Origin of the sequence: Mesorhizobium sp. M0296, assembly GCF_040321675.1 — a bacterium.
In the GTDB taxonomy this organism is placed as follows: Bacteria; Pseudomonadota; Alphaproteobacteria; order Rhizobiales; family Rhizobiaceae; genus Mesorhizobium.
In genome coordinates this window covers 1-20,816 of record NZ_JAMYRZ010000042.1, presented here as the reverse complement: position 1 = coordinate 20,816, position 20,816 = coordinate 1, and the positions used below count along the sequence as shown (strand labels likewise).

The following is a 20,816-nucleotide window of genomic DNA, read 5'->3' as shown; positions in this document are numbered from 1 at the left end:
CTTGGATCGGCGCCCGGCATGTGACCGCGCCCGGCCTCGCTCGCCTGCGCTCCGCATTCCGCATCCTGCAGGAGTGCGGCCGGAGCTTTGATGAACGGATGCTAATTCAATCCGAGACGTTGCGCCAGAAGCGCTGAGTTTCAAGAACTCCACGCAGGCGCCAAGAGCGGCACCGGGATCGCGGACGCCTTCGCCGAGCTCGCTGAAACGATCCGTCGCCGGCAGCTGTAATGGTGCGGCGGCCCGCAGGTCGCTGGGTTTCCCGAGCGGCCGGTTTGGCGACGGCAGGTCAAAGGGGCCTCGTTGACGCATGCCGCGCCTGGTTCGGATTACGGGCATCCGTGGCCCTTAGATGAAAATCACATATTCTTCATCGGCACATCGGGATCGACATGTCCCCCATCGGCAGTGATCTTCAGCCTTGAGAGGTAGTGCTCCCATCCCCTTCGGTGGCTGTCACGCTCCTTTGCGTTCGGCAGTCCGCTATGCGTGAAGCGGATCAGTGTCCCCGCATCCCTCGCGATCAGGTCGATCTCGACATGGCTGGAGCCGGGCGGCACTGTCTCGTTGTCTTCCCAGCCAAAACTGTAGGCAAGACGGTGGACCGGGATCACCTCGGTGAACTCACCGCGCGCCATATGGCGACCACCGACATTGACGAGGAACAGACCGCCCGGCGATGCATCCAAATTCGCTTCGGTCCCGATCCATCGCACGATCTGGTCCGGATCCGTCAAAAGCGCGAACACGGTCGCTTGTGGCGCGGCGACCTCAATTTCTGTGTAAACCGATTCCGCCATCGCTCACTCCAGGTCACATCCGCATCGAATGCCGTGCATGATTGAAGCGAATATGGGGAGTTGCAAGAAGATGTTCGAGGCGTAAGCATAAGCCGGAGCCGAGTGACCTTCTACCGATGCTTCTCGCAAAGTCGCTTTCATTCCTTCTGGACGACGCCGCGCATATTGGCGACGGTGGGCGACTTCTATTGCAGCTCTCAACGCATTTGCTGGAAGACGGCTTGCCGATCATCGCCGGCGCGCTGGCGCAGGATGCTCCCGACCCAATCATTTCACGCCGTATCTGGCTCTGGCGAGCGTCTGGGGGTGAAGTGGTCGAGGGTTTGGGGATAGGCGCCGACCGCCAGAATGCCGATCCCCGGCTCGTGCTGCGGGAGTGGCTTGGCACAACGCGGGCGATCGTGTTCGACGAGCGAGCGGGCGGTGTCGCACCGACTTTGGTGTGGGCGTTCGATCATACTCCGGATGAGGCGCAGTCAGAGCTGCTGCGGCAAATCTCCCGGTTTGCTGCGGCTCCGATGACCGCACTCGCAGAACGGTCCGCGAAACGCGCATTGCTCGAAGCATATTTGGGAAAGCGCAGTGCAGCACATGTGCTCAACGGTCATTCTCGTCGATTAAAGGGAGAGACGATACGGGCTGCGCTTCTGTGCGCGGACCTTCGAGGTTTCACCGATCTATCCGAGGTTCATGATGCAGACGAGATCGTATTGGTACTTGATGCCTGGTTCGATTGCGTCGCCGGCGCGGTGCACGCATTTGGTGGTGAGGTTCTCAAGTTTATAGGTGATGGCGTCCTCGCGATTTTCCCGATTGGCGAGCGCGATGCAAATGCCGCATGTGACGCTGCGGTACGCGCCGTGAAGGCCACGCGCGCCGGGATAGATCATCTCAACCAAACTCGGCGCCGCAATGGCGGCCCTGAGCTCGGATATGGCATTGGCCTGCATGTCGGCGAGATACTCTGGGGGAATATCGGCACTGCCGGCAGGTTGGACTTCACCGCGATCGGCAAGGCTGTAAATCTTGTCAGCCGCATCGAAGGGCTGTGCAAGCCGTTGGGACGGACGGTGCTCGCGTCGACAGTGTTCGAGGCAGAAACTACCGAGCGGATGATCGCCATGGGCAGTCATCCGCTCGGAGGAATAGCAGGCGCGCAAACACTTTTCGGCTTGCCGGAATAGATCGAATGGTTGAGCCCCGCCGTGGATGTGTCGTTCGCAGCATATCTTGGTATCGTGCGAAGCCATGACCGAGAGAAATTCGAACGGCAAAGAAGCTACGATACTGCAACTAAAGTATGGCGCGTTTAGAGCCCAGCCATGCGCGTCGCGCGCAGCTTCGCTGGCCGGTGCTAAGGGCCTTCCCGGCATCCACCCTTCGAGGGAGAGGCGCCTTCGCCGAGCTCGCCAAAACGATCCGCCGCCGGCAGCTGTAGCTCAGGTCGGCTCCAGGCAGTGCCGACCAGCGTGATGGACGCCTTGCGATTGTAGTTTCTGTATCTGGCTCCTCCCCGCGTGGCATCGACTGCCCTGTTCAGCGCGACGTTCTGCGCGCCGCTAACGCTGTGCCTCAAGACCCACGATGCAATGCTAATGCAATCGGCTCCGCTGCGCCAGAAGCGGCAATGAGCCAAACCCGCCGCGACTCAAGGCGATGGATCGGATTGATGGTTTGCCGAGAGCTTGGAGAGACTTGGTACGCCCAAGGGGAATCGAACCCCTGTTCCCGCCGTGAGAGGGCGGTGTCCTGACCGCTAGACGATGGGCGCGTTCAAGAACCGGCGATATAGGCTGACGGCTGGGAAAAAGCAACTAGGCTTACGGCTGCCGATCGCGCCGGTGAAATATCCGCTGCAAGCCTAGCGTTTTGGCTCGATCAGGTCCCAGAGATTTCCATAGAGATCGGCGAAAACCGCCACAGTGCCATAGGTCTCGTGCCGGGGCGCCTCGCGGAATTCGACGCCCTTTTCGAGCATCAACGCATGGTCACGGGCAAAATCGTCGGTTTCGAGGAACAAAAAGACCCGCCCGCCGGTCTGGTTGCCGACGGCGTGCTTTTGCGCATCGCCGGATGCCTCGGCGAGAAGCAGCCGCGCGCCCTGCCCGTTGCCCGGCGTGATCGTGACCCAGCGTTTGCCGCCGCCGAGATCGACATCTTCGGTGAGGACAAAACCCAGCCGGTCGACATACCACGAGATCGCCTCGTCATAATTTGCGACGACAAGCGCGACCGTGGCAATGCTGCGGTGTTCGGCAAAACCGGTCATTTGTTCCTGATCGAAAAACGCCCGACGATGCGGCGCTCGGTGATGTCATAAACGAAGATGGCGCGGCTGCCGTCGGGCAGCTCGGCGTCGATCGACAGGTGATTGCCGGACAGCGATTGGCTGATCACCCTGGCGCCGACCGGCAGCACGATGTCGCCGTTGACCGTTTCGCCGATCGGCACCTGGATGTCGCTGCTTAGCGGAGGGGCGGCAGGCGGCGCGTTGCGCGCTTTGTAGACAAGTGCTGCTATCACCACCATAAGGGCGAGGAACAGCAGGCCGAGATTGATGGCGACGAAGCCGACGAGCTTCCTCCGCACCTTTTCGACCTCGGGGTCGAGCGGCTTTTCCTCGTCTTCGTCGGCAAGCGGCCGGGCCATGGCAGCAGATTCCGGAACTGTTTTCGATGAGCGCTCATAACGAAGAGGTCAGACAATTAATAGGGGCCGGACAGATCGTGCTGGAGGCGGGCGCCGATGCGGCCGGCCAGCGGCTCGACCAATGGCTGGCGGCTAGGCTCGGCCCCGACATGTCGCGCAGCCGGGTACAGATGCTGATAAAGCAGGGCGCGGTCAGGATCGGCGGCAGGCAGGTCGACGAAACGAAGCGCAAGATGGCACAAGGTGACAGCGTGTCGGTCGACGTGCCGGAGCCGGAACCGGCGGCGCCGCAAGGCGAAGATATTGCGCTGGACGTCCTCTACGAGGACAGCGAGTTGATCGTCATCAACAAGCCGGCCGGGCTGGTCGTGCATCCCGGCGCCGGCAACTGGACCGGCACGCTGGTCAACGCGCTGATCCATCATTGCGGCGACAGCCTGTCGGGCATCGGCGGGGTGAGACGGCCGGGCATCGTCCACCGCCTCGACAAGGAGACCAGTGGCGTCATGGTCGTCGCCAAGACCGATCGCGCCCACAAGGCGTTGTCGGAGGCCTTTGCCGACCACGGCCTGACCGGCGATCTCGAGCGCGCGTATCTGGCGTTGGTCTGGGGCATACCGGCAAGGCCGACCGGGACGGTCGACGCGCCGCTCGGCCGCGCCGCCGACCGGGTACGCCGCGCCGTGGTGCCGCAAGGCCGCGACGATGCGCGCCACGCCGTCACGCATTTCACCGTCGTTGAGCGCTTTGGCGAGCAGCAGCAGGAATTCGCCACGGCGAGCCTGGTCGAATGCCGGCTGGAAACCGGTCGCACTCACCAGATACGCGTCCACATGGCCCATATCGGCCATCCGGTGATTGGCGACCCCGAATACGGCCAGGCTTTCCGCACCAAGGCCAATCGGTTGCCCGAGCCGCTAAGAAGCAAGGTAAAAACGTTTCCGCGACAAGCTTTGCACGCCCGCCTCCTTGCATTTCGGCATCCGGATACCCATCTAACGATGAGGTTCGAAGCACCGATACCGTGGGACATGGAGGAACTCGTCGACGGCTTCCGCAAGCTCTGAACCAACCACCTGAAAACCTGACCGGCGCTGTTCACTTCAACGTGACACACTGTTTCGTGTTGAACAAATGCCTGTCTTTCTGGTTTTGTTCCTATATATGTCGGTTGGTGCGAATGTGCCTTTGGCATTCGCGCCACATGCCCGCCGCGTTTCGGGGGCATCACTCCAATAGAGAGGGGGCGCTATCATGGCCCAGTCATTACCCAGTATCGTTTCCGGCGAAGGCGGTCTCAGCCGCTACCTGGAAGAAATCCGCCGCTTTCCGATGCTTCAGCCGCAGGAAGAGTACATGCTCGCCAAGCGCTATGCCGAGCATGAGGACACCACGGCTGCGCACAAGCTCGTCACCAGCCACCTTCGGCTCGTCGCCAAGATCGCCATGGGCTATCGCGGCTATGGCCTGCCGATCGGTGAGGTGATCTCGGAAGGCAATGTCGGCCTGATGCAGGCCGTCAAGAAATTCGAACCGGAGCGCGGTTTCCGTCTCGCCACCTATGCGATGTGGTGGATCAAGGCCTCGATCCAGGAATACATCCTGCGCTCGTGGAGCCTGGTCAAGATGGGCACCACCGCCAACCAGAAGCGCCTGTTCTTCAACCTGCGCAAGGTGAAGGGCAAGATCCAGGCGCTCGACGAAGGCGATTTGAAGCCCGATCAGATCACCGAGATTGCCACCCGGCTGAACGTCTCGGAAGCGGAAGTCGTGTCGATGAACCGTCGTCTGTCGGGCGACGCCTCGCTCAATGCGCCCATCCGGGCCAGTGAAGGCGAGTCCGGCGAATGGCAGGACTGGCTGGTCGACGACCACGAAAGCCAGGAAGAGATGCTGATCGAGCAGGACGAGTTGGAAAACCGGCGCGGCATGCTGTCGGGCGCTCTTGCCGTGCTCAACGACCGCGAACGCCGCATCTTCGAGGCGCGCCGCCTCGCCGATGAGCCGTTGACGCTTGAAGAGCTGTCGGCCGAGTTCGATATCAGCCGCGAGCGCGTGCGCCAGATCGAGGTGCGCGCCTTCGAGAAGGTGCAGGACGCGGTCAAGGCCGCAGCCAAGCGCCAGACGCAGGCGCTGCGCACCATCGAGGCGCAGCCGGCGGCGTAAGGCCTTCCGGTAGAAACAAATAACGGCGGCGTCAGGTAACTGGCGCCGCCGTTTTTTTCTAAAGCGCGTCGCGTTCGGCCGGCCTTGTGCGACGCGCTTTAGAGTCTTGTTTTTGTGTCGTTATCGCAAAACCGCTGCACACTTTTGCGCGACATGCATTAGCGGGTTGCCGGTTCCGCGGCGCCTTCGCGGATGTCCGATCCGCCGCTATAACTGCTCAGTAGCCCCCAGACGATCGCATCGATAGCGGCATTACCGCAATTTTCCCCAAGCCCTGAAAACCGCAAGACTGCAAGCTGTGGCGGCAATGTTGCGGCGCCGACCGCGGCATTCCACAACCCGGCGCTCGCGGCAGGCGGCGCGACAACGAGCCGCCGGGGCTGCGCCGGGCAGTTGAGCTCGTTTATTGAAAACGAAAGGCAGTGTGACGATGACCATTTCTCCGTTTCTGGCCGCTCTCGGATCCGAAGGTCCGCCAGCCGACCGAGCGAAAGACATGGCCCTGTATGGATGGCTAATTGGAAGCTGGGAAATGGACTCGGTCCACTACCTCGACGACGGCACAATCCAGAAATGGGATGGCGAATGCCATTTTGGCTGGGTGCTCGAAGGCCGCGCGATTCAGGACGTTTGGATCAGGCCCAAGCGCCCTGCGCCGTCGACGATGTATGGTACGACCTTGCGCATCTTCGACCCTGGGATCGATGGCTGGCATATCATATGGAACGACCCGCTCAACCGGGATCACTCGCGCCAGATCGGGCGGGCCGAGGGTAAGGACATTGTCCAGCTCGGCAATGACTCGCGCGGTCTGCAAACTCGATGGCGTTTCACTGAGATCACTGCCACCAGCTTCCATTGGATCGGCGAGGAAAGATCTTCCGAGAGCGATCCTTGGCAAATCACGTATGAACATTTAGCCCGCCGAACAAAACCCTGACGCTGGACTGGCTGGCGTCTGCGCCGCTCCTCATCCGGCTGCCGACGCGGTCCCCGTATGGATCATCGGATTCAAACATTGCAAAAATCGACTCAGGATCAATAACTTGGATGACCATCGCGGGACGATGAGCGCAGCGCCGAGTCTGAACGGCATTGTAGTGGCAGCGACCCATCTCCTCACAGGCAATCGAGCGGAAATTTCAGATAGCGCCGCCCGTTGGATTCCGGTTCCGGCAGGCGTCCGCCATTCATATTGACCTGCAGCGCGTGCAGGATCAGCCGCGGCATCGGCAACGTCCTGTCGCGGGCTTGGCGGAGCGCGACGAAGTCGGCTTCCGTCTTGCAGCCGGCAACATGGATGTTGCCGGCTTTCTGCTCCGCCACCGTGCTTTCCCACCGCGCTTCGCGGTCACCCGGCTGGTAGTCGTGACCGACGAACAGACGTGTCTCGTCCGGCAGCGCCAGGATGTCCTCGATCGAACGCCAGAGCCGCTCGGCGCTGCCGCCGGGAAAGTCTGTCCTGGCGGTGCCGCTGTCCGGCATGAACAGCGTGTCGTGGATGAAGGCGGCGTCGGCGATGACGTAAGTTATCGAGGCCAGTGTGTGGCCCGGCGAAAACAGCACTCTTGCCGGAAGGCCGCCGACCGAAAAAGTTGCGCCGTCGGCGAACAGCCTGTCCCATTGCGAACCGTCGGCGGGGAATTCCGGCCAGTTGTAGATCACCTTCCACAATTTCTGGACGTCGATGACCTTTTCGCCGATTGCCGTCGGCGCTCCGGTTCTCCCCCTCAGATAATGGGCGGCGGAGAAATGATCGGCATGCGGATGCGTGTCGAGGATCCACTCGACCTCCAGCCCGCTTTCCCTGACGAAGTCGAGCAGGGCGTCGGCGTTTTTCGTTGCCGTTGCACCGGACCTTTCGTCGAAGTCGAGCACCGGATCGATGATGGCGCATTTGCGGGTCGCCATGTCGGCGACCACATACTGGACGGACCCGCTCGGCTTGTCATAGAAGCCGGTGACCTGCGACCTGGCCGATAATGCGTCCAATCCCAGCCCCCCTTGATCCTCACCGTGGCAGGAATGACTTTCTCTGCCACGGCAAATGAAAGGCATGGTTGTCCGTCAACCAGGCGCCGTCAAGCACCCCACACTCACACGACCAGGAAAACCGAAAATTCTCCGTGCCGCCTCTGCCTGCTCAGGCGGAAGGCTGCTTGGTTTTCCTGAGATATGGCAGGATCGTCTCGTAGGCGCCGAAGCGCTTGATGGCATCCTCATTCGAGACGGCAGCGGTGATGATGACGTCCTCGCCCTGCTTCCAGTTCGCCGGCGTCGCCACCTGGTGCTTGGCGGTCAGCTGCATGGAATCGATGGCGCGCAGGATTTCGTCGAAGTTGCGGCCGGTCGTCATCGGATAGGTGAGAACCAGCTTGATCTTCTTGTCGGGCCCGATGACGTAAACCGAACGCACCGTGGCATTGTCGGCGGGCGTGCGGCCTTCCGAGCTCTCGCCGGCACCCGCCGGCAGCATCTCGTAAAGCTTGGCGACCTTGAGATCCTTGTCGCCGATCAGCGGGTAGTTCACCGAATGACCGGTCGCGGTCTTGATGTCATTCTGCCACTTTTCATGGCTTTGGACGGGATCGACCGAGATGCCGATGATCTTGACGTTGCGCTTCCTGAACTCGCCTTCGAGCCCGGCCATCGTGCCGAGTTCGGTCGTGCAAACCGGCGTAAAGTTCTTCGGATGGCTGAACAATACTGCCCAGCCGTCGCCGATCCATTCATGGAAGCTGATCGGTCCTTGCGTGGTCTCAGCGGTGAAGTCCGGTGCGATATCGTTGATACGAAGGCTCATAGCGTGTCCCTACCCTGTGAGTGCAGATCGCAGCCGGCGTTGACCGGCGCTGCTTTTGCCTTTCTATCACTCCGGCGTCATCCTTCAAATGCCTGTTGCGCCGGCATCAAGGCCGGCGGCGAAATATTTTCATTGCTTCTCGGCAAATGCCGCAGGAATTTTCGCTGCGCTGGCTCAGGCCTTGTTCACTGCCAGCGTCGTCGCCAGGTCTTCCATGCGCTGGGCCAGCGCGCCGAGCGCCCCGGTCAGCGCGGAATCGTTCTTGTCGGCCTTGGTCAGTGCATCGTCGCGCGTCTTGCGCAGCGTCAGCACTTCGCTTTCCATGCCCTTGACCCGCTTCTGCAGTTCCGAAAGCTCGTCCATGACCATGATGCCGGCCATCACGGTCAGCCGCTGGTCGCCGATCTCGCCAAAAGAATCCTTCAGATGCGAGACATAGCGGTCGAAGCGCTCGGCAAGATCGATCAGATGCTCTTCCTGGCCCTCGTCGCAGGCCATCCGATACTGCTTGCCGTCGATGGAAACCGTGACTTGTGCCATTGGCCTACCTGTCCAGTACCGCGCGGATGGTTTCCATGGCTGTCACCAGCCTTCGCGACACTTCCTTGTTGGCATCTTCCAGCCGTTCGGCGCGAGCTTCGGAATTGTCGAGCTCCTGCGCCAGCCGCGAGCGGTCGGCGTTCATCCGCTGCACTTCGGCCTCGGCTTCCGAATAGTCCCGCTCGTGCTCGAGCTTGGCCGCGACGGCGTTTTCCAGCCCTTCGATGGCCTTACCCAGCCTGGCAATGACTTCCTTGAGGGTCGTTTCCCCGGTCATGGCTTTCGTCCTGCGCCCTGCCCATCACCGAATCATCCACGTTCAGAACGCGTTATCCCTGAAACATTACGCGTCGTGTGAACCACACGTCAATAAAGCTGTCGCGACTGTCCCCTGCTAACGCTAATGTAAGTCGCGCATGGCCATCACAAGACCGGCAAAAGCACACCGATTTGTTGACTAAAAGGCCGCGCCTGCTATGTGTCGCGCACCCTTTTCAAGGGCTTTCCCAAGGCCCAAACCCCCATTTTGGAGGAAGCATGACTTCGCGCGAACAACATGACCGGATGGCCAATGCGATCCGTTTTCTCGCCATGGACGCTGTGGAGAAGGCAAACTCCGGCCATCCCGGATTGCCCATGGGCTGCGCCGACATCGCCACGGTGCTGTTCACCCGCTTTCTCAAATACGATCCGAAGAACCCGCATTGGCCGGACCGCGATCGCTTTATCCTGTCGGCCGGCCACGGCTCGATGCTGCTTTACTCGCTGCTCTATCTGACCGGCTACGAAGACATCACCATCGACCAGATCAAGCAGTTCCGCCAATTGGGGTCGAGGACCGCGGGTCACCCGGAATACGGCCATGCCGCCGGCATCGAGACGACGACCGGCCCACTCGGCCAGGGCCTCGCCAATTCTGTCGGCTTCGCGCTCGGCGAGCGCATCATGAATGCCGCTTTCGGCAATGATCTCGTCGACCACTACACCTATGTGCTGGCCGGTGACGGCTGCCTGATGGAAGGCGTATCCCAGGAAGCCATTGCGCTTGCCGGACATCTGAAGCTGAACAAGCTGATCGTCTTCTGGGACAACAACAACATCTCGATCGATGGCCCGGTGTCGCTGGCCGACAACACCGACCAAGTCGCCCGCTTCCAGGCGTCCGGCTGGAATGCCAGCCATATCGACGGCCAGGACCCGGAAGCGATCGCCTATGCCATCGAAGCGGCCCGCCACTCCGACAAGCCGACGATGATTGCCTGCAAGACGACGATCGGCTTCGGCGCGCCGACCAAGGCCGGCACCAACAAGGCGCACGGCTCGCCGCTCGGCGCCGAGGAAATCGCCGGCGCCAGAAAATTCTTCGGCTGGGATTCGCCGCCCTTCGAGGTCCCGGCCGACATCGTCGACGCATGGCGTACCGCCGGGCGGACCAGCGTCAAGGCGCGCACCGACTGGGAAAGCCGGCTTGCCAAGGCTGATGCCCAATTGCGCGCAGAGTTCGAACGCCGCATCAGTGGCACGCTGCCAGCCAACTTCGACGCCGTCATTGGCGATTACAAGAAAAAGCTCGCCGCCGACAAGCCGAAGGTCGCCACCCGTAAGTCATCGGAAATGGCGCTGGAGGTCATCAACGGCGCCGTGCCCGAAACCATCGGCGGCTCGGCCGATTTGACCGGCTCCAACAACACCAAGACCAGCCAGACCAAGAACATCACCGCCGACGATTACGGCCAGCGCTACGTTCATTACGGCGTTCGCGAGCACGGCATGGCGGCCGCGCTCAACGGGCTGACATTGCATGGCGGCATTATCGCCTATGGCGGCACTTTCATGTGCTTTTCCGATTATGCCCGTCCGGCGATGCGGCTTGCTTCGCTGATGGGCATCCGCTCGATCTTCGTCATGACCCATGATTCCATCGGCCTTGGCGAAGACGGCCCGACCCATCAGCCGGTCGAGCATCTGGCAGCACTTCGCGCCATTCCGAACCACAATGTCTTACGCCCGGCCGACGCGGTGGAAACCGCGGAATGCTGGCAGTTGGCCATTGAGTCGGAAAAGACGCCTTCGACATTGGCGCTGACCCGGCAGAACCTGCCGACGGTACGCAACGACTTCGTTGCGGAAAACCTCTCCAGCCGCGGCGCCTATGAACTTGCCGCCGCCAGTGGCGAGGCGGCGGTGACGATCTTCGCTTCGGGCTCCGAGGTCGAGATCGCGCTGGCCGCCCGCGAGGCCTTGGAAAAGCACGGCCACGCGACCCGCGTCGTCTCGGTGCCGTGTTTCGAATTGTTCGACAAGCAGAGCGCCGACTATCGCAGCAGGACGATCGGCAATGCGCCGCTCAAGATTGCCATCGAAGCCGGCATCCGTCAGGGCTGGGATCACTTCATCGGCACCGACGGCATCTTTGTCGGCATGACCGGCTTCGGCGCCTCCGGCACCATCGAACAGCTCTACCCGCATTTCGGCATCACAGCCGAGGCAACGGTGAAGGCGGCGGAAGCCCGTCTGCATGGCAAATGAAAGTGAGCCCCGCCCGGCAAAGGCTGGCATAGCGGTTTTGCCGGGCGGTGGAGCACTAATCGATTTAAATCCACGCCTCGGCGGCTGGATTCTTTGCCCGTCCGCCGTTATGAAGCTGCGGACTTGATCTTCGGCCTCCAACTCCCAGGGAGAGAACAATGACCGTCAGAGTTGCCATCAACGGATTCGGCCGCATCGGCCGCAACATCCTGCGCGCCATCCATGAATCCGGCCGCAAGGATATCGACGTCGTCGCGGTCAACGATCTCGGCCCGGTCGAGACCAACGCGCATCTGCTGCGCTTCGACAGCGTGCATGGCCGCTTTCCGCACGAGGTGACGGTTGACGGCGACCAGATCATCGTCGGCAAGGAAAAATTCAAGGTCACCGCGATCAAGGATCCGACACAACTGCCCTGGAAGGAGCTTGGCATCGACATCGCGCTCGAATGCACCGGCATCTTCACCGCCCGCGACAAGGCCGTCGCCCATCTGACCGCCGGTGCCAAGCGCGTTCTCGTCTCCGCTCCGGCAGAGGGCGCCGATCTCACCGTCGTCTATGGCATCAATCACGACAAGCTGACCAAGGACCACATCGTCATCTCGAACGCCTCCTGCACCACCAACTGCCTGGCGCCGCTGGCGGCCGTGCTGAATGAGGCGGTCGGCATCGAAAAGGGCATGATGACGACGATCCATTCCTACACCGGCGACCAGCCGACGCTGGACACCATGCACAAGGACCTCTACCGCGCCCGCGCCGCCGCGCTGTCGCAGATTCCGACCTCGACCGGTGCTGCCAAGGCCATCGGCCTGGTACTGCCCGAGCTCAAGGGCAAGCTCGACGGCATCTCCATCCGCGTGCCGACCCCGAACGTCTCGCTCGTCGATTTCAAGTTCATCGCCAAGCGGCCGACCACCGTCCAGGAGATCAATGACGCGGTGATCGCCGCCTCGAACGGCAAGCTGAAGGGCATCCTCGCCGTTACCCGTCACCCCAATGTTTCGATCGACTTCAACCATGATCCGCATTCCTCGATCGTGGCGCTCGACCAGACCAAGGTCATGGACGGCAACTTCGTTTCGGTGCTGTCGTGGTACGACAATGAGTGGGGCTTTTCCAACCGCATGGGCGATACCGCCGTCGCCTTCGGCAAGACCATCGCCTGATCGCAGAGCCAGCTTCTCGACCTGGAGACGCCCGGCTCAGTCCGGGCGTTTTTCATTGCAGCACGAACCGCCGAGGCACGCTCCGCTGCTCGGGGGTGCCAAAACTTTCGACGATCGGCAGCGTGGGGCAAAAAGCCACGCTGCTGCCTTGCAGCGGCCATGTCTTCGCCCCACTCTCCCGTGATGCCGGAGCATATCGACTAGGGGCGACCAACGAATGGAGCATGGTATCTATCTTGTGACGCTCGTTGGCGCAGCACTTGTCGTTGCCGCCGCGTTTTCAAGCCTGATCGCCTTCCGTTTCGGCGCCCCTCTCCTGCTGCTGTTTCTCTGCATCGGCCTCGCCACCGGAACCGACGGTCTCGGCATCCATTTCGACAATGCCCGAGTTGCTTATTTTGCCGGCTCATTGGCGCTGGCGGTCATCCTTTTCGATTCCGGCTTCGGCACGCCGCTCAACGCCTTGCGGCAGGCGGCCGGGCCGGCGCTGTCGCTGGCCACATTCGGCGTCCTTTTGACCACCGGGCTCTTCGGCGCCGCCGCCTATTATCTGCTCGACCTGACCTGGCTGGAATCCTTCCTGCTCGGTGCCGCCGTCGCCTCGACCGACGCCGCGGCGGTGTTCTTCCTGCTGCGCGCCGGCGAGATCAATTTGCGCGAGCGCGTGCGGTCCACGCTCGAGGTGGAATCCGGCACAAATGACCCGATCGCCATCTTCCTGACCATCACGCTGGTCGAGGTCATCGCCGCCAATACCCACCCCGAGGCCAAGGTGCTGGTCACCGATCTTGCCGTCGGCTTCCTTGTCAACATGGGGCTCGGCGCGGTCATCGGCATTCTCGGCGGCATGGCCATCGTGCGCCTTGTCGATCGCCTCAATCTCGATCACGGCCTGCTGCCGATCTTCGTGCTGACGCTGTCGCTTATGGTGTTCGCTGCCGCCGGTGCCGTCGGCGGCTCCGGCTTCCTGGCGGTCTATCTCGCAGGCCTGATTGCCGGCAATTCCGATATCCGGGCCGTCACCATCCTCAAGCGCTTCCAGGACGGCATGTCGTGGCTGGCGCAGATCATCATGTTCCTGATCCTCGGCCTGTTCGCGACGCCTTCGCAATTTCCGGCGATCCTGGTGCCGGCAGTGCTGCTCGGCCTGTTCCTGGTATTTGTGGCACGGCCAATCGCCGTCTGGCTCTGCCTGGTGCCGTTCCGTCTGCCACGCCCGGAAGTCGCCTTCGTCTCGTGGGTTGGCCTGCGTGGTGCCGTGTCGATCCTGCTTGCCATCACGCCGCTGCTCGGCGGTCTTGAGAACGGCCGCCTCATCTTCAACACTGCCTTCATCATCGTGCTGGTCTCGCTGATCATCCAGGGATGGACCGTCGGGCCGCTGGCGCGCCGTCTCGGCCTTATCGTGCCGGCCCGCCTGGGACCGCTCGACAAGGTCGAATTGGAACTGCCGGGCTCCGCCCATCATGAGCTTCTCGCCTACCGCGTGGCACCTGGCAGCCCGGTGGCGCGCGGCGAACGCATTCCGCGCTGGGCGCGGCCGTCGCTGGTGCTGCGCGACGGACGCTCGATGCGCTTCCAGGATATGGGCCGGCTCGCGGCCGGCGACCATGTCTACATCTTCGTGCCGGACCGCTATCCGCGCCTGCTCGACAAGCTGTTCGCCAGCCGTGCCGTGGTCGATCCCGAGGACGCGGATTTCTTCGGGGCCTTCGCCGTCGATCCGTCACGCCCCGCCGAGGAACTGGAGACCGCCTACGCGCCGGGCCTGACCGAAGCGGAACGCAAGCTCAGCATTGGCGACCTGGTCACTACCCGGCTCGGCGGCCACGCCGAATACGCCGACCGCGTGCTGCTCGGTCCGATCGAGCTGATCGTCCGCGACGTCGACGACAAGGGCAGGATCACCGGCCTTGGCCTGTCCTTTGAGCCGACCGCGCCGGTGGCTCGCGTTCCGGTGTTCCTCAGCGCCGGCGAAATCCGCGACCGCATCGCCGCCTTCATCCGCAACCGGCGCAAGCCGGCCGAGGCGCAGGCGGTCGAGGCGGCGGCCGAGATGGAACCGGTTCCGCAGCCAGTGGTGGAAAAGACAACTGGCGAAGGCTGACCGCTGTCCACCCGAGCCGCGGAACCCTGCCGCGAGGCTGAAGAATGGCTCGGCAACTGGTATGGCTGGTCCATGTGGTCCGACATCGCCGGAAATGATCCCGATCGGCCGGTTGCGAGGGCGTCCGGCCGATCAGTCGCCAATTCTCCGGCGCGCCATAGGGAGCGCTTTTAATTGTTGCGGGCCGCTACGAACTGCGCCGCTTGTTTCAGAAGCGCGGCTTGTGCGCCAAAAGGCTCGAGCAGCGCATGAGCCTGGTCAACGAGGCCATGGAGCTGGCCCCGCGCCCAGCCCGGTCCGTGCAGCGCGACCAGCGTCGCCTTGCCGGCCGCGGCATCCTTGCCGGTCGCCTTGCCCATCTGATGCGCGTCGGCGGTCAGGTCGAGCAGATCGTCGGCAAGCTGAAAGGCAAGCCCGATCGCCGAGCCGAACTCGGCCAGCCTTTCGCGGTCGCCCGACGGCGCGCCGGCAAGGATAGCGCCCGCTTCGCAGGCAAAGCGGATCAGCGCACCGGTTTTCATCGCCTGAAGCCGGATGATGCCGGCCTCGTCCGGCCGGCTTTGTTCGGCTTCGAGATCGAGCATCTGGCCGCCGACCATGCTTCCCGCCCCGGCGGCGCGGGCCAGTGCCAGCACCAGCGTTGCCCTGCGCTCGGCCGGCAGCATTGTCGCCTCGTCGGCAAGGATGTCGAAGGCAAGTGTCAGCAAGGCGTCGCCCGCAAGAATGGCGGTCGCCTCATCGAAAGCCCTGTGCACGGTCGGCTGGCCGCGGCGCAAATCGTCGTCGTCCATGGCCGGCAGATCGTCATGGATGAGCGAATAGCAGTGCACGCATTCGAGCGCCGCCGCGACGCGCAGCGCCGCCTCGCCGTCGGCTGAAAACAGTGCAGCACTTTCCATGACCAGGAAGGGACGCAGTCGTTTGCCGCCGTTCAGCACGCCATGTCGCATTGCCGCCATCAGGCGTTCGGGCCGCGCGACCTCGCCCGAAAGCGTCCGTCCGTCGAGCAACCGCCTCAGCAGCGCCTCGAGCGGAACTGCCCGGGCAATAAGTGCAGCTTCGAACGCCATTTGATCGTCTTTCGTCATGGTCGGGAGCGGTAGCCGACACTCAGACGTTGCGCAAGAAGCCAAGCGCCATTATGCCGGGGGCAGGGAGTAGCGCGGACTGGGTGGCTTGGCGGAACCGATCGTCGATCACGAAACCGAAGGGTTGGACATGGCGAGACCGAGACGCGGCAGCCGCATCGGTCTTCAACGCTGGGTCCGGCGCGGCATCGCCGTCGCCGTCGTGCTGGCGCTGGTGCCGGTGGTGCTGACCTTCCTGTACCTGCCGACATTCGTGCATCCGGTGTCGACATTGATGCTGAAGGACCTGGCGACGTTTTCTGGCTACGATCGGCGCTGGGTTTCCATCGACGATGTGGCGCCGGTGCTGGCATATTCGGTCATCATGTCGGAGGACGGGCAGTTCTGTTTCCATCGCGGCGTCGATCTGGGCGAGTTGCGCGGCGTCGTCGACGATGCGCTCGCCGGCGAGATGACACGTGGCGCCTCGACCATCACCATGCAGACGGTAAAGAATCTTTATCTATGGTCGCGGCCGTTGGGCTCGGTCCGTAAGGTCGTGGAACTGCCGCTGGCCGTCTATTTCGATGCGGTGCTGTCGAAACGGCGGATCATGGAGATCTACCTCAACATCGCCGAATGGGGACCGGGCATCTACGGCATCGAGGCCGCCGCCCAGCATCATTTCGGCGTCTCGGCAAAACGCCTGTCGCGCCGGCAGGCAGCGCTGCTTGCCGTCACCTTGCCGAATCCGATCGTGCGCAATCCGGCGAAGCCCGGGCCGGGACTGAGGCGGCTTGCCGCGTTGATCGAACGGCGCGCCGGCCGCGCCGGCGCCTATGTCGGTTGCCTGCGATAGTGTCAAAAAAAAACACGGCGACGCTGGCCAAAACGCCGTCGGGCGTGTATAGGCACCCGACTTTCTCAGATTCCGGCCCCTGATGTGGCCCTTTCACGAGGGCCGCCGGGGCGTTTTGACCATGTAGTGGAGCATATCCATGGCCGTTCCGAAACGAAAAACCTCTCCGTCGAAGCGCGGCATGCGCCGTTCTGCCGACGCACTAAAGGCCCCGACCTATGTCGAGGACAAGAACTCCGGCGAGATGCGCCGTCCGCACCATATCGACCTGAAGACCGGCATGTATCGCGGTCGCCAGGTTCTGGAGCCGAAGGAAAGCTGAGAGAGCTTTCGACGGTTTATGGGTTGCGAAACGACCGGCCATTGGCCGGTCTTTTTGCGTTTGCGACAACTGATCGTATCAGCCGGGCCTGACATTGTTGTTTCACGCCGTCTTTGTCCGTGTTTATCGGCCGCACGAAAATTCTTGACGGCGAACGCCGGGCGCACTCTACAAAGATCAGTCCAACCGGAGCCGCCACATGTTCGGTGCCATCCCGCTGCTGATCGTGCCTTTCATCCTCTACAATCTCGGGCTTCTGGGAATATTCGGCAGCGGCGACGATCCGTGGGCCACCGAAATGTTTTCGGTCCGGATGATGTCGGGTGGCGTGTTCTCGATGACCCTCGGCGACCTCATCGTGCTGATCGCACTGATCTTCTTGTTCGTCGAAGTGGTGAAGTCGACGCGCACGACAAATGCCTCGATCATGGACCATCTTTTGTCGACCTTCGTCTTTGTGGCCTATCTGGTCGAGTTCCTGCTGGTGAAGGGCGCCGCCCATTCCGTTTTCTTCACACTGATGGTCATAGCGCTGATCGACGTGCTGGCCGGCTTTTCGGTGTCGATGCGGTCGGCCACCCGCGACATCAATATGAGTTAAGGATCCCGACTCAGCCCGGGTCAGCGGAGAAGCCAGCCGCCTCGACACCGGCGATGGCTGCCGTTTCATCATTGTCGGACGTGTCGCCGGAAATACCGATGGCGCCGATGATCGTGCCGGCGTTGTCACGGATCAGCACGCCGCCGACGACCGGCAGGACGCGCCCGCCCGACACGTCGGAGACGCCGGCGATCAGATGCGGGCGCTCCTTGGCGAAAGCTTCCACCCGGCGCGAGCCCATTCCGATAGCGAGCGCGCCATAGGCCTTGCCGGCCGACATTTGCGGACGCAGGAACGAGGCGCCGTCCTGACGCTGGAACGCGACCAGATGGGCGCCGGCGTCGAGCACCGAGACGCCAAGCGGCCTGAGCTTGAGCTCGGCACCCTTGGCAAAGGCGGCGGCGATGATTTCAAGGGCTTTGTCGAGCGTCAGTGCGGTCATGGCCGTCTCCTAAACGCGCCAGTTATCAACCGGCAGAACAGACTCCGAGTGAACTGTTTCGCGTGCGAAAGGAAGCATGCATTCTGGAAGCGCCGGCCTATTTCTTCTTGGCGCGAGGCTTCTTCACCGGGGCCGGAGGCGCATTGGCCAGGTCTTCCGCTTCCTTGGCGAGGCGCAGCGCCCGCAGCTTGTTGGTCTTGGCTTGGCGAGCGTCGCTCTCGGCGACATATTCCGCCATCGCCTTCTGGCGAACCGTGGCTGCCTCTTCCTGTTTCTTGAAACGCAAATCGGCCCGCGCACGGGCAGTGTCCTTAGAGTTCTCGACCAAGAGCGTTATCCAATCCGTAAATTATCTTCAGTCCCTTGATAGCAGAGCCAGCCCGCAATTGGGAAAATAAGTTGGTCATGGCGCCGGATCGCAGCCAACTCGCTCAGCCTTGCGGGCGACTACCGCATCGTATCCGGCCTGCAAAGTCGCGCGGACGGTGGGTCCAGATGGGGCGGGAGACGCACCCAGATGCTCGTGGCGCAACTCGTTCATGAACTTATCCCACATCGGCGGGCCGCCTTTTTCCAGAAGCTCGGCACGGATAGAGAGCTCTTCGCTGACCGGCAGCCAGACGCGGCCCCAGGCGCCGAGATGCGCCAGGATTGGCACCAGCGTAATCGCCATTTCGGTCAGGCTGTAGATCGCCTTTTGCTTGTGGGAGGGATCGTCTGCCTTGGTCAGCATGCCGAGCTCCATCAGCCGCTTCAGCCGGTCGGCGAGGATGTTGGAGGCGATGCCCTCCATCGAGCCGTTGAGCAGTTCGCGAAAGTGGCGTCTGCCGCCGAAGATGATGTCGCGAAGGATGATCAGGCTCCACCGGTCACCGAACACTTCGAGCGACAGGTTGATGGGGCATCCGGACCGACGATCGATGTTCATGCGAATCTCCAAAAACCGGTTGCATTATCGTATCGGTTTTAATATCGTGCAACTGATTGCAAAATGCAATCGGATTGGAAGCCCAAGGAGGAAAGCCATGAAAAACGCCGAACACCCCGAAATCGCATCCCAGACGTTCGGCGATCCGGCCCATCCGGCGGTGTTGTTGATCATGGGCGCGATGGCTTCCATGCTTTGGTGGCCCGAAGCGTTTTGCCGGAAGCTGGCCGGCGAGGGTCGCTTCGTGATCCGCTATGACAATCGCGATACCGGCCGTTCGACCAAATACGCGCCGGGCGAGCCGCCTTATACATTCGACGACATGGTGGACGATGCCGTCCGCGTCCTTGACGACCAGGGAATCCGAAAGGCGCACGTGGTCGGCATGTCGATGGGCGGCATGATCGCGCAGCTCGTTGCGTTGAAATACCCGTCGCGTGTCACTTCGCTGACGGTGATCAGCAGCTCGCCCTTGGGCATCGATACGTCGCATTTGCCCGGAACCACCGAGGCCTATAGGAAACATTCGGCCGAAGGCGCGAAGGTCGACTGGTCTGACCGTGGCCAAGCGGTCGATTTCATGGTCAAAAACGCGCGTGCGCTCGCCGGCACCGCGCATCCGTTCGATGAGGCGCGGACGAGAGCGTTCGTGGAACAGGACTACGACCGGTCCGGCGGCTTTCTCAGCGCGACCAATCACTTCATGCTCAAGGGCGGCGAAGATCGGAGCGGCGAGGACTGGACGGGGCGGCTGCACGAGATGAAGATTCCGCTCCTCGTTGTCCACGGCACCGACGATCCGATCTTTCCAGCCGAGCATGGCGCCGCTCTTGCCGACGCGGTCGCCGGTGCAAGACTGGTCCGGATCGAGGGCGGCGGCCACGAGCTGCATCCCGACGATTGGGCCGCGATCATCGATGCGATCGTCGCCCACAGCCCGGGCCACGTAGCAGCGGGCCGAACCTTGACACCGGATGCCCGCGAGACGAAGCACCAAAGATAGGAGCAAAAATGTCCCTGACGATGCATCTTCATCCGCTGGCCTCCTTCTGCTGGAAACCGCTGATCGCGCTCTATGAGAACGGCACGCCATTCACATTGGTCGTTGTCGATCTCGGCAATGAACAGTCGCGCGCGGCGTTTCTGAAATTGTGGCCGCTCGGCAAGATGCCGGTGCTGCGCGATGAAGCGCTGGACCGGACCGTGCCGGAATCGACGATCGTCATCGAATATCTCAACGCGTATTATCCTGGGCCGGTCGAACTGATCCCCGCCGATCTCAATCTCGCTCGCCAGACCCGGCTCGCCGACCGCTTCTATGACTTCTATGTCCAGGAACCGATGCAGAAGATCGTTGGTGACCGGCTGCGGCCGGAGGGCAAGACCGATCCGTTCGGCGTCGAGCAGGCCCGCGCCCAGCTGCGCAGCTCCTACGCCATCATTGAACAGGACATGCAGTCGACGACATGGGCGGTGGGTGCGAGCTTCACCATGGCCGACTGCGCTGCCGCCCCCGCGCTGTTCTACGCCAACAAGGTCGAGCCGTTCGGAGACGAATATCCTGCGGTCAGGCGCTATCACGACCGGTTGCTGCAACGCCCCTCGGTTGCCCGTGTGATCGAGGAAGCGCAGCCGTATTTCAAGCTCTTCCCCTACAACAATGGCTAGAGTGGTTCATCGTTCACGGAACCGCCGAACCGCTCTATCTCTTTGTTTTTGCGCAATTCCGTACGGAAAACCGTTTCACACTTTTCCTGGAATTGCTTGTCTTATGACTTTCGCTGCCGAATGGGTCAGAAAGGAACGCTGAGAGAGGGTAGCCGCCCTCCCTCAG

General features: G+C 62.1%; 23 protein-coding genes and 1 tRNA gene. 12 read left to right on the top strand and 12 right to left on the bottom strand.

Annotation, left to right across the window (positions count from 1 at the left end; genetic code table 11):
• Positions 1–359: 359 nt before the first annotated feature.
• A complete protein-coding gene (locus NKI97_RS29115) occupies positions 360–800 on the bottom strand; it encodes an SRPBCC family protein (protein WP_023678521.1) in 441 nt (146 codons plus the stop codon).
• A 116-nt stretch (positions 801–916) separates the two neighbouring features.
• Between NKI97_RS29115 and NKI97_RS29110 the strand changes: the two genes are divergently transcribed.
• Entirely contained in the window at positions 917–1,984 is a 1,068-nt protein-coding gene (locus NKI97_RS29110; RefSeq protein ID WP_031212146.1) for an adenylate/guanylate cyclase domain-containing protein, read from the top strand.
• Positions 1,985–2,496: 512 nt separating this feature from the next.
• Here NKI97_RS29110 and NKI97_RS29105 read toward each other — a convergent pair.
• The 3 genes from NKI97_RS29105 to NKI97_RS29095 form a co-directional block, all read right to left on the bottom strand.
• Positions 2,497–2,571: transfer RNA gene (locus tag NKI97_RS29105), tRNA-Glu, on the bottom strand.
• A gap of 90 nt (positions 2,572–2,661) precedes the next feature.
• Positions 2,662–3,069: a VOC family protein gene (locus tag NKI97_RS29100; RefSeq protein ID WP_023678517.1), complete on the bottom strand. Its 408-nt coding sequence runs from the start codon at positions 3,067–3,069 to the stop codon at positions 2,662–2,664.
• Positions 3,066–3,449: a fimbrial protein gene (locus NKI97_RS29095; protein ID WP_352837885.1), complete on the bottom strand. Its 384-nt coding sequence runs from the start codon at positions 3,447–3,449 to the stop codon at positions 3,066–3,068. Before NKI97_RS29095 ends, NKI97_RS29100 begins: the two co-directional genes overlap by 4 nt.
• A 26-nt stretch (positions 3,450–3,475) precedes the next feature.
• Between NKI97_RS29095 and NKI97_RS29090 the strand changes: the two genes are divergently transcribed.
• The 3 genes from NKI97_RS29090 to NKI97_RS29080 all read left to right on the top strand — a co-directional run bounded on the left by NKI97_RS29090 (position 3,476) and on the right by NKI97_RS29080 (position 6,555).
• Positions 3,476–4,516: an RluA family pseudouridine synthase gene (locus NKI97_RS29090; RefSeq protein ID WP_352837883.1), complete on the top strand. Its 1,041-nt coding sequence runs from the start codon at positions 3,476–3,478 to the stop codon at positions 4,514–4,516.
• Between the two features lie 187 nt (positions 4,517–4,703).
• A complete protein-coding gene (gene rpoH / locus NKI97_RS29085) occupies positions 4,704–5,615 on the top strand; it encodes an RNA polymerase sigma factor RpoH (protein ID WP_023678514.1) in 912 nt (303 codons plus the stop codon).
• Between the two features lie 430 nt (positions 5,616–6,045).
• On the top strand, positions 6,046–6,555 hold the full coding sequence (locus NKI97_RS29080) for a hypothetical protein (protein WP_031212145.1): 510 nt from the start codon (positions 6,046–6,048) through the stop codon (positions 6,553–6,555).
• 179 nt (positions 6,556–6,734) lie between these two features.
• Here NKI97_RS29080 and NKI97_RS29075 read toward each other — a convergent pair whose 3' ends face one another.
• The 4 genes from NKI97_RS29075 to NKI97_RS29060 all read right to left on the bottom strand — a co-directional run bounded on the left by NKI97_RS29075 (position 6,735) and on the right by NKI97_RS29060 (position 9,235).
• Positions 6,735–7,607, bottom strand: a complete 873-nt coding sequence (locus NKI97_RS29075) for an MBL fold metallo-hydrolase (RefSeq protein WP_352451132.1) — start codon at positions 7,605–7,607, stop codon at positions 6,735–6,737.
• A 151-nt stretch (positions 7,608–7,758) separates the two neighbouring features.
• A complete protein-coding gene (locus NKI97_RS29070; RefSeq protein ID WP_023678511.1) occupies positions 7,759–8,418 on the bottom strand; it encodes a peroxiredoxin in 660 nt (219 codons plus the stop codon).
• 174 nt (positions 8,419–8,592) lie between these two features.
• Entirely contained in the window at positions 8,593–8,958 is a 366-nt protein-coding gene (locus NKI97_RS29065; RefSeq protein WP_023678510.1) for a cell division protein ZapA, read from the bottom strand.
• A 4-nt stretch (positions 8,959–8,962) separates the two neighbouring features.
• On the bottom strand, positions 8,963–9,235 hold the full coding sequence (locus tag NKI97_RS29060; protein WP_006200774.1) for a DUF4164 domain-containing protein: 273 nt from the start codon (positions 9,233–9,235) through the stop codon (positions 8,963–8,965).
• Positions 9,236–9,495: 260 nt separating this feature from the next.
• On the opposite strand from NKI97_RS29060, the gene tkt reads away from it, so the two are divergent.
• From tkt to NKI97_RS29045, 3 genes are all read left to right on the top strand, one after another.
• Complete coding sequence (gene tkt / locus NKI97_RS29055) at positions 9,496–11,487, top strand: transketolase (protein ID WP_352451131.1); 1,992 nt, start codon at positions 9,496–9,498, stop codon at positions 11,485–11,487.
• A gap of 158 nt (positions 11,488–11,645) precedes the next feature.
• A complete protein-coding gene (gap, locus tag NKI97_RS29050; protein ID WP_023678507.1) occupies positions 11,646–12,656 on the top strand; it encodes a type I glyceraldehyde-3-phosphate dehydrogenase in 1,011 nt (336 codons plus the stop codon).
• 217 nt (positions 12,657–12,873) lie between these two features.
• Positions 12,874–14,763, top strand: a complete 1,890-nt coding sequence (locus tag NKI97_RS29045; protein WP_352451130.1) for a potassium/proton antiporter — start codon at positions 12,874–12,876, stop codon at positions 14,761–14,763.
• 170 nt (positions 14,764–14,933) lie between these two features.
• Here the strand turns inward: NKI97_RS29045 and NKI97_RS29040 are convergent, their stop codons facing one another.
• Entirely contained in the window at positions 14,934–15,851 is a 918-nt protein-coding gene (locus tag NKI97_RS29040) for a polyprenyl synthetase family protein (protein WP_352451129.1), read from the bottom strand.
• A gap of 79 nt (positions 15,852–15,930) precedes the next feature.
• On the opposite strand from NKI97_RS29040, the gene NKI97_RS29035 reads away from it, so the two are divergent.
• The 3 genes from NKI97_RS29035 to NKI97_RS29025 all read left to right on the top strand — a co-directional run bounded on the left by NKI97_RS29035 (position 15,931) and on the right by NKI97_RS29025 (position 17,612).
• The gene (locus tag NKI97_RS29035; RefSeq protein WP_352837890.1) at positions 15,931–16,689 is read left to right on the top strand and encodes a biosynthetic peptidoglycan transglycosylase; all 759 of its coding nucleotides are present in this window, start codon (positions 15,931–15,933) and stop codon (positions 16,687–16,689) included.
• Positions 16,690–16,828: 139 nt separating this feature from the next.
• Positions 16,829–17,011 (top strand): 50S ribosomal protein L32, encoded by a 183-nt coding sequence (gene rpmF, locus NKI97_RS29030; RefSeq protein ID WP_006203806.1) that lies wholly within the window; start codon positions 16,829–16,831, stop codon positions 17,009–17,011.
• Positions 17,012–17,210: 199 nt separating this feature from the next.
• Positions 17,211–17,612 (top strand): hypothetical protein, encoded by a 402-nt coding sequence (locus NKI97_RS29025; RefSeq protein ID WP_023678503.1) that lies wholly within the window; start codon positions 17,211–17,213, stop codon positions 17,610–17,612.
• Between the two features lie 10 nt (positions 17,613–17,622).
• Here NKI97_RS29025 and NKI97_RS29020 read toward each other — a convergent pair whose 3' ends face one another.
• The 3 genes from NKI97_RS29020 to NKI97_RS29010 form a co-directional block, all read right to left on the bottom strand.
• Positions 17,623–18,054 (bottom strand): GlcG/HbpS family heme-binding protein, encoded by a 432-nt coding sequence (locus NKI97_RS29020; protein ID WP_352451128.1) that lies wholly within the window; start codon positions 18,052–18,054, stop codon positions 17,623–17,625.
• Between the two features lie 97 nt (positions 18,055–18,151).
• Complete coding sequence (locus NKI97_RS29015; RefSeq protein ID WP_023678501.1) at positions 18,152–18,382, bottom strand: hypothetical protein; 231 nt, start codon at positions 18,380–18,382, stop codon at positions 18,152–18,154.
• Positions 18,383–18,457: 75 nt separating this feature from the next.
• On the bottom strand, positions 18,458–18,982 hold the full coding sequence (locus NKI97_RS29010) for a winged helix-turn-helix transcriptional regulator (RefSeq protein ID WP_352451127.1): 525 nt from the start codon (positions 18,980–18,982) through the stop codon (positions 18,458–18,460).
• Between the two features lie 97 nt (positions 18,983–19,079).
• Here NKI97_RS29010 and NKI97_RS29005 point away from each other — a divergent pair, with 97 nt between their 5' ends.
• Positions 19,080–19,985: an alpha/beta fold hydrolase gene (locus NKI97_RS29005; protein WP_352837881.1), complete on the top strand. Its 906-nt coding sequence runs from the start codon at positions 19,080–19,082 to the stop codon at positions 19,983–19,985.
• An 8-nt stretch (positions 19,986–19,993) separates the two neighbouring features.
• A complete protein-coding gene (locus NKI97_RS29000; RefSeq protein WP_352837879.1) occupies positions 19,994–20,650 on the top strand; it encodes a glutathione S-transferase family protein in 657 nt (218 codons plus the stop codon).
• Positions 20,651–20,816: the final 166 nt, after the last annotated feature.

Bases quoted from the DNA above. Each gene is read 5' to 3' on its own strand.
- NKI97_RS29045 (WP_352451130.1), top strand. From the start codon at position 12,874: ATGGAGCATGGTATCTATCTTGTGACGCTCGTTGGCGCAGCACTTGTC.
- NKI97_RS29070 (WP_023678511.1), bottom strand. From the start codon at position 8,418: ATGAGCCTTCGTATCAACGATATCGCACCGGACTTCACCGCTGAGACC.
- NKI97_RS29020 (WP_352451128.1), bottom strand. From the start codon at position 18,054: ATGACCGCACTGACGCTCGACAAAGCCCTTGAAATCATCGCCGCCGCC.
- NKI97_RS29095 (WP_352837885.1), bottom strand. From the start codon at position 3,449: ATGGCCCGGCCGCTTGCCGACGAAGACGAGGAAAAGCCGCTCGACCCC.
- NKI97_RS29110 (WP_031212146.1), top strand. From the start codon at position 917: ATGCTTCTCGCAAAGTCGCTTTCATTCCTTCTGGACGACGCCGCGCAT.
- NKI97_RS29115 (WP_023678521.1), bottom strand. From the start codon at position 800: ATGGCGGAATCGGTTTACACAGAAATTGAGGTCGCCGCGCCACAAGCG.
- NKI97_RS29040 (WP_352451129.1), bottom strand. From the start codon at position 15,851: ATGACGAAAGACGATCAAATGGCGTTCGAAGCTGCACTTATTGCCCGG.
- NKI97_RS29005 (WP_352837881.1), top strand. From the start codon at position 19,080: ATGAAAAACGCCGAACACCCCGAAATCGCATCCCAGACGTTCGGCGAT.
- NKI97_RS29080 (WP_031212145.1), top strand. From the start codon at position 6,046: ATGACCATTTCTCCGTTTCTGGCCGCTCTCGGATCCGAAGGTCCGCCA.
- NKI97_RS29100 (WP_023678517.1), bottom strand. From the start codon at position 3,069: ATGACCGGTTTTGCCGAACACCGCAGCATTGCCACGGTCGCGCTTGTC.
- NKI97_RS29090 (WP_352837883.1), top strand. From the start codon at position 3,476: ATGAGCGCTCATAACGAAGAGGTCAGACAATTAATAGGGGCCGGACAG.
- NKI97_RS29010 (WP_352451127.1), bottom strand. From the start codon at position 18,982: ATGAACATCGATCGTCGGTCCGGATGCCCCATCAACCTGTCGCTCGAA.
- NKI97_RS29060 (WP_006200774.1), bottom strand. From the start codon at position 9,235: ATGACCGGGGAAACGACCCTCAAGGAAGTCATTGCCAGGCTGGGTAAG.
- NKI97_RS29000 (WP_352837879.1), top strand. From the start codon at position 19,994: ATGTCCCTGACGATGCATCTTCATCCGCTGGCCTCCTTCTGCTGGAAA.
- rpmF (WP_006203806.1), top strand. From the start codon at position 16,829: ATGGCCGTTCCGAAACGAAAAACCTCTCCGTCGAAGCGCGGCATGCGC.
- rpoH (WP_023678514.1), top strand. From the start codon at position 4,704: ATGGCCCAGTCATTACCCAGTATCGTTTCCGGCGAAGGCGGTCTCAGC.
- NKI97_RS29025 (WP_023678503.1), top strand. From the start codon at position 17,211: ATGTTCGGTGCCATCCCGCTGCTGATCGTGCCTTTCATCCTCTACAAT.
- tkt (WP_352451131.1), top strand. From the start codon at position 9,496: ATGACTTCGCGCGAACAACATGACCGGATGGCCAATGCGATCCGTTTT.
- NKI97_RS29065 (WP_023678510.1), bottom strand. From the start codon at position 8,958: ATGGCACAAGTCACGGTTTCCATCGACGGCAAGCAGTATCGGATGGCC.
- gap (WP_023678507.1), top strand. From the start codon at position 11,646: ATGACCGTCAGAGTTGCCATCAACGGATTCGGCCGCATCGGCCGCAAC.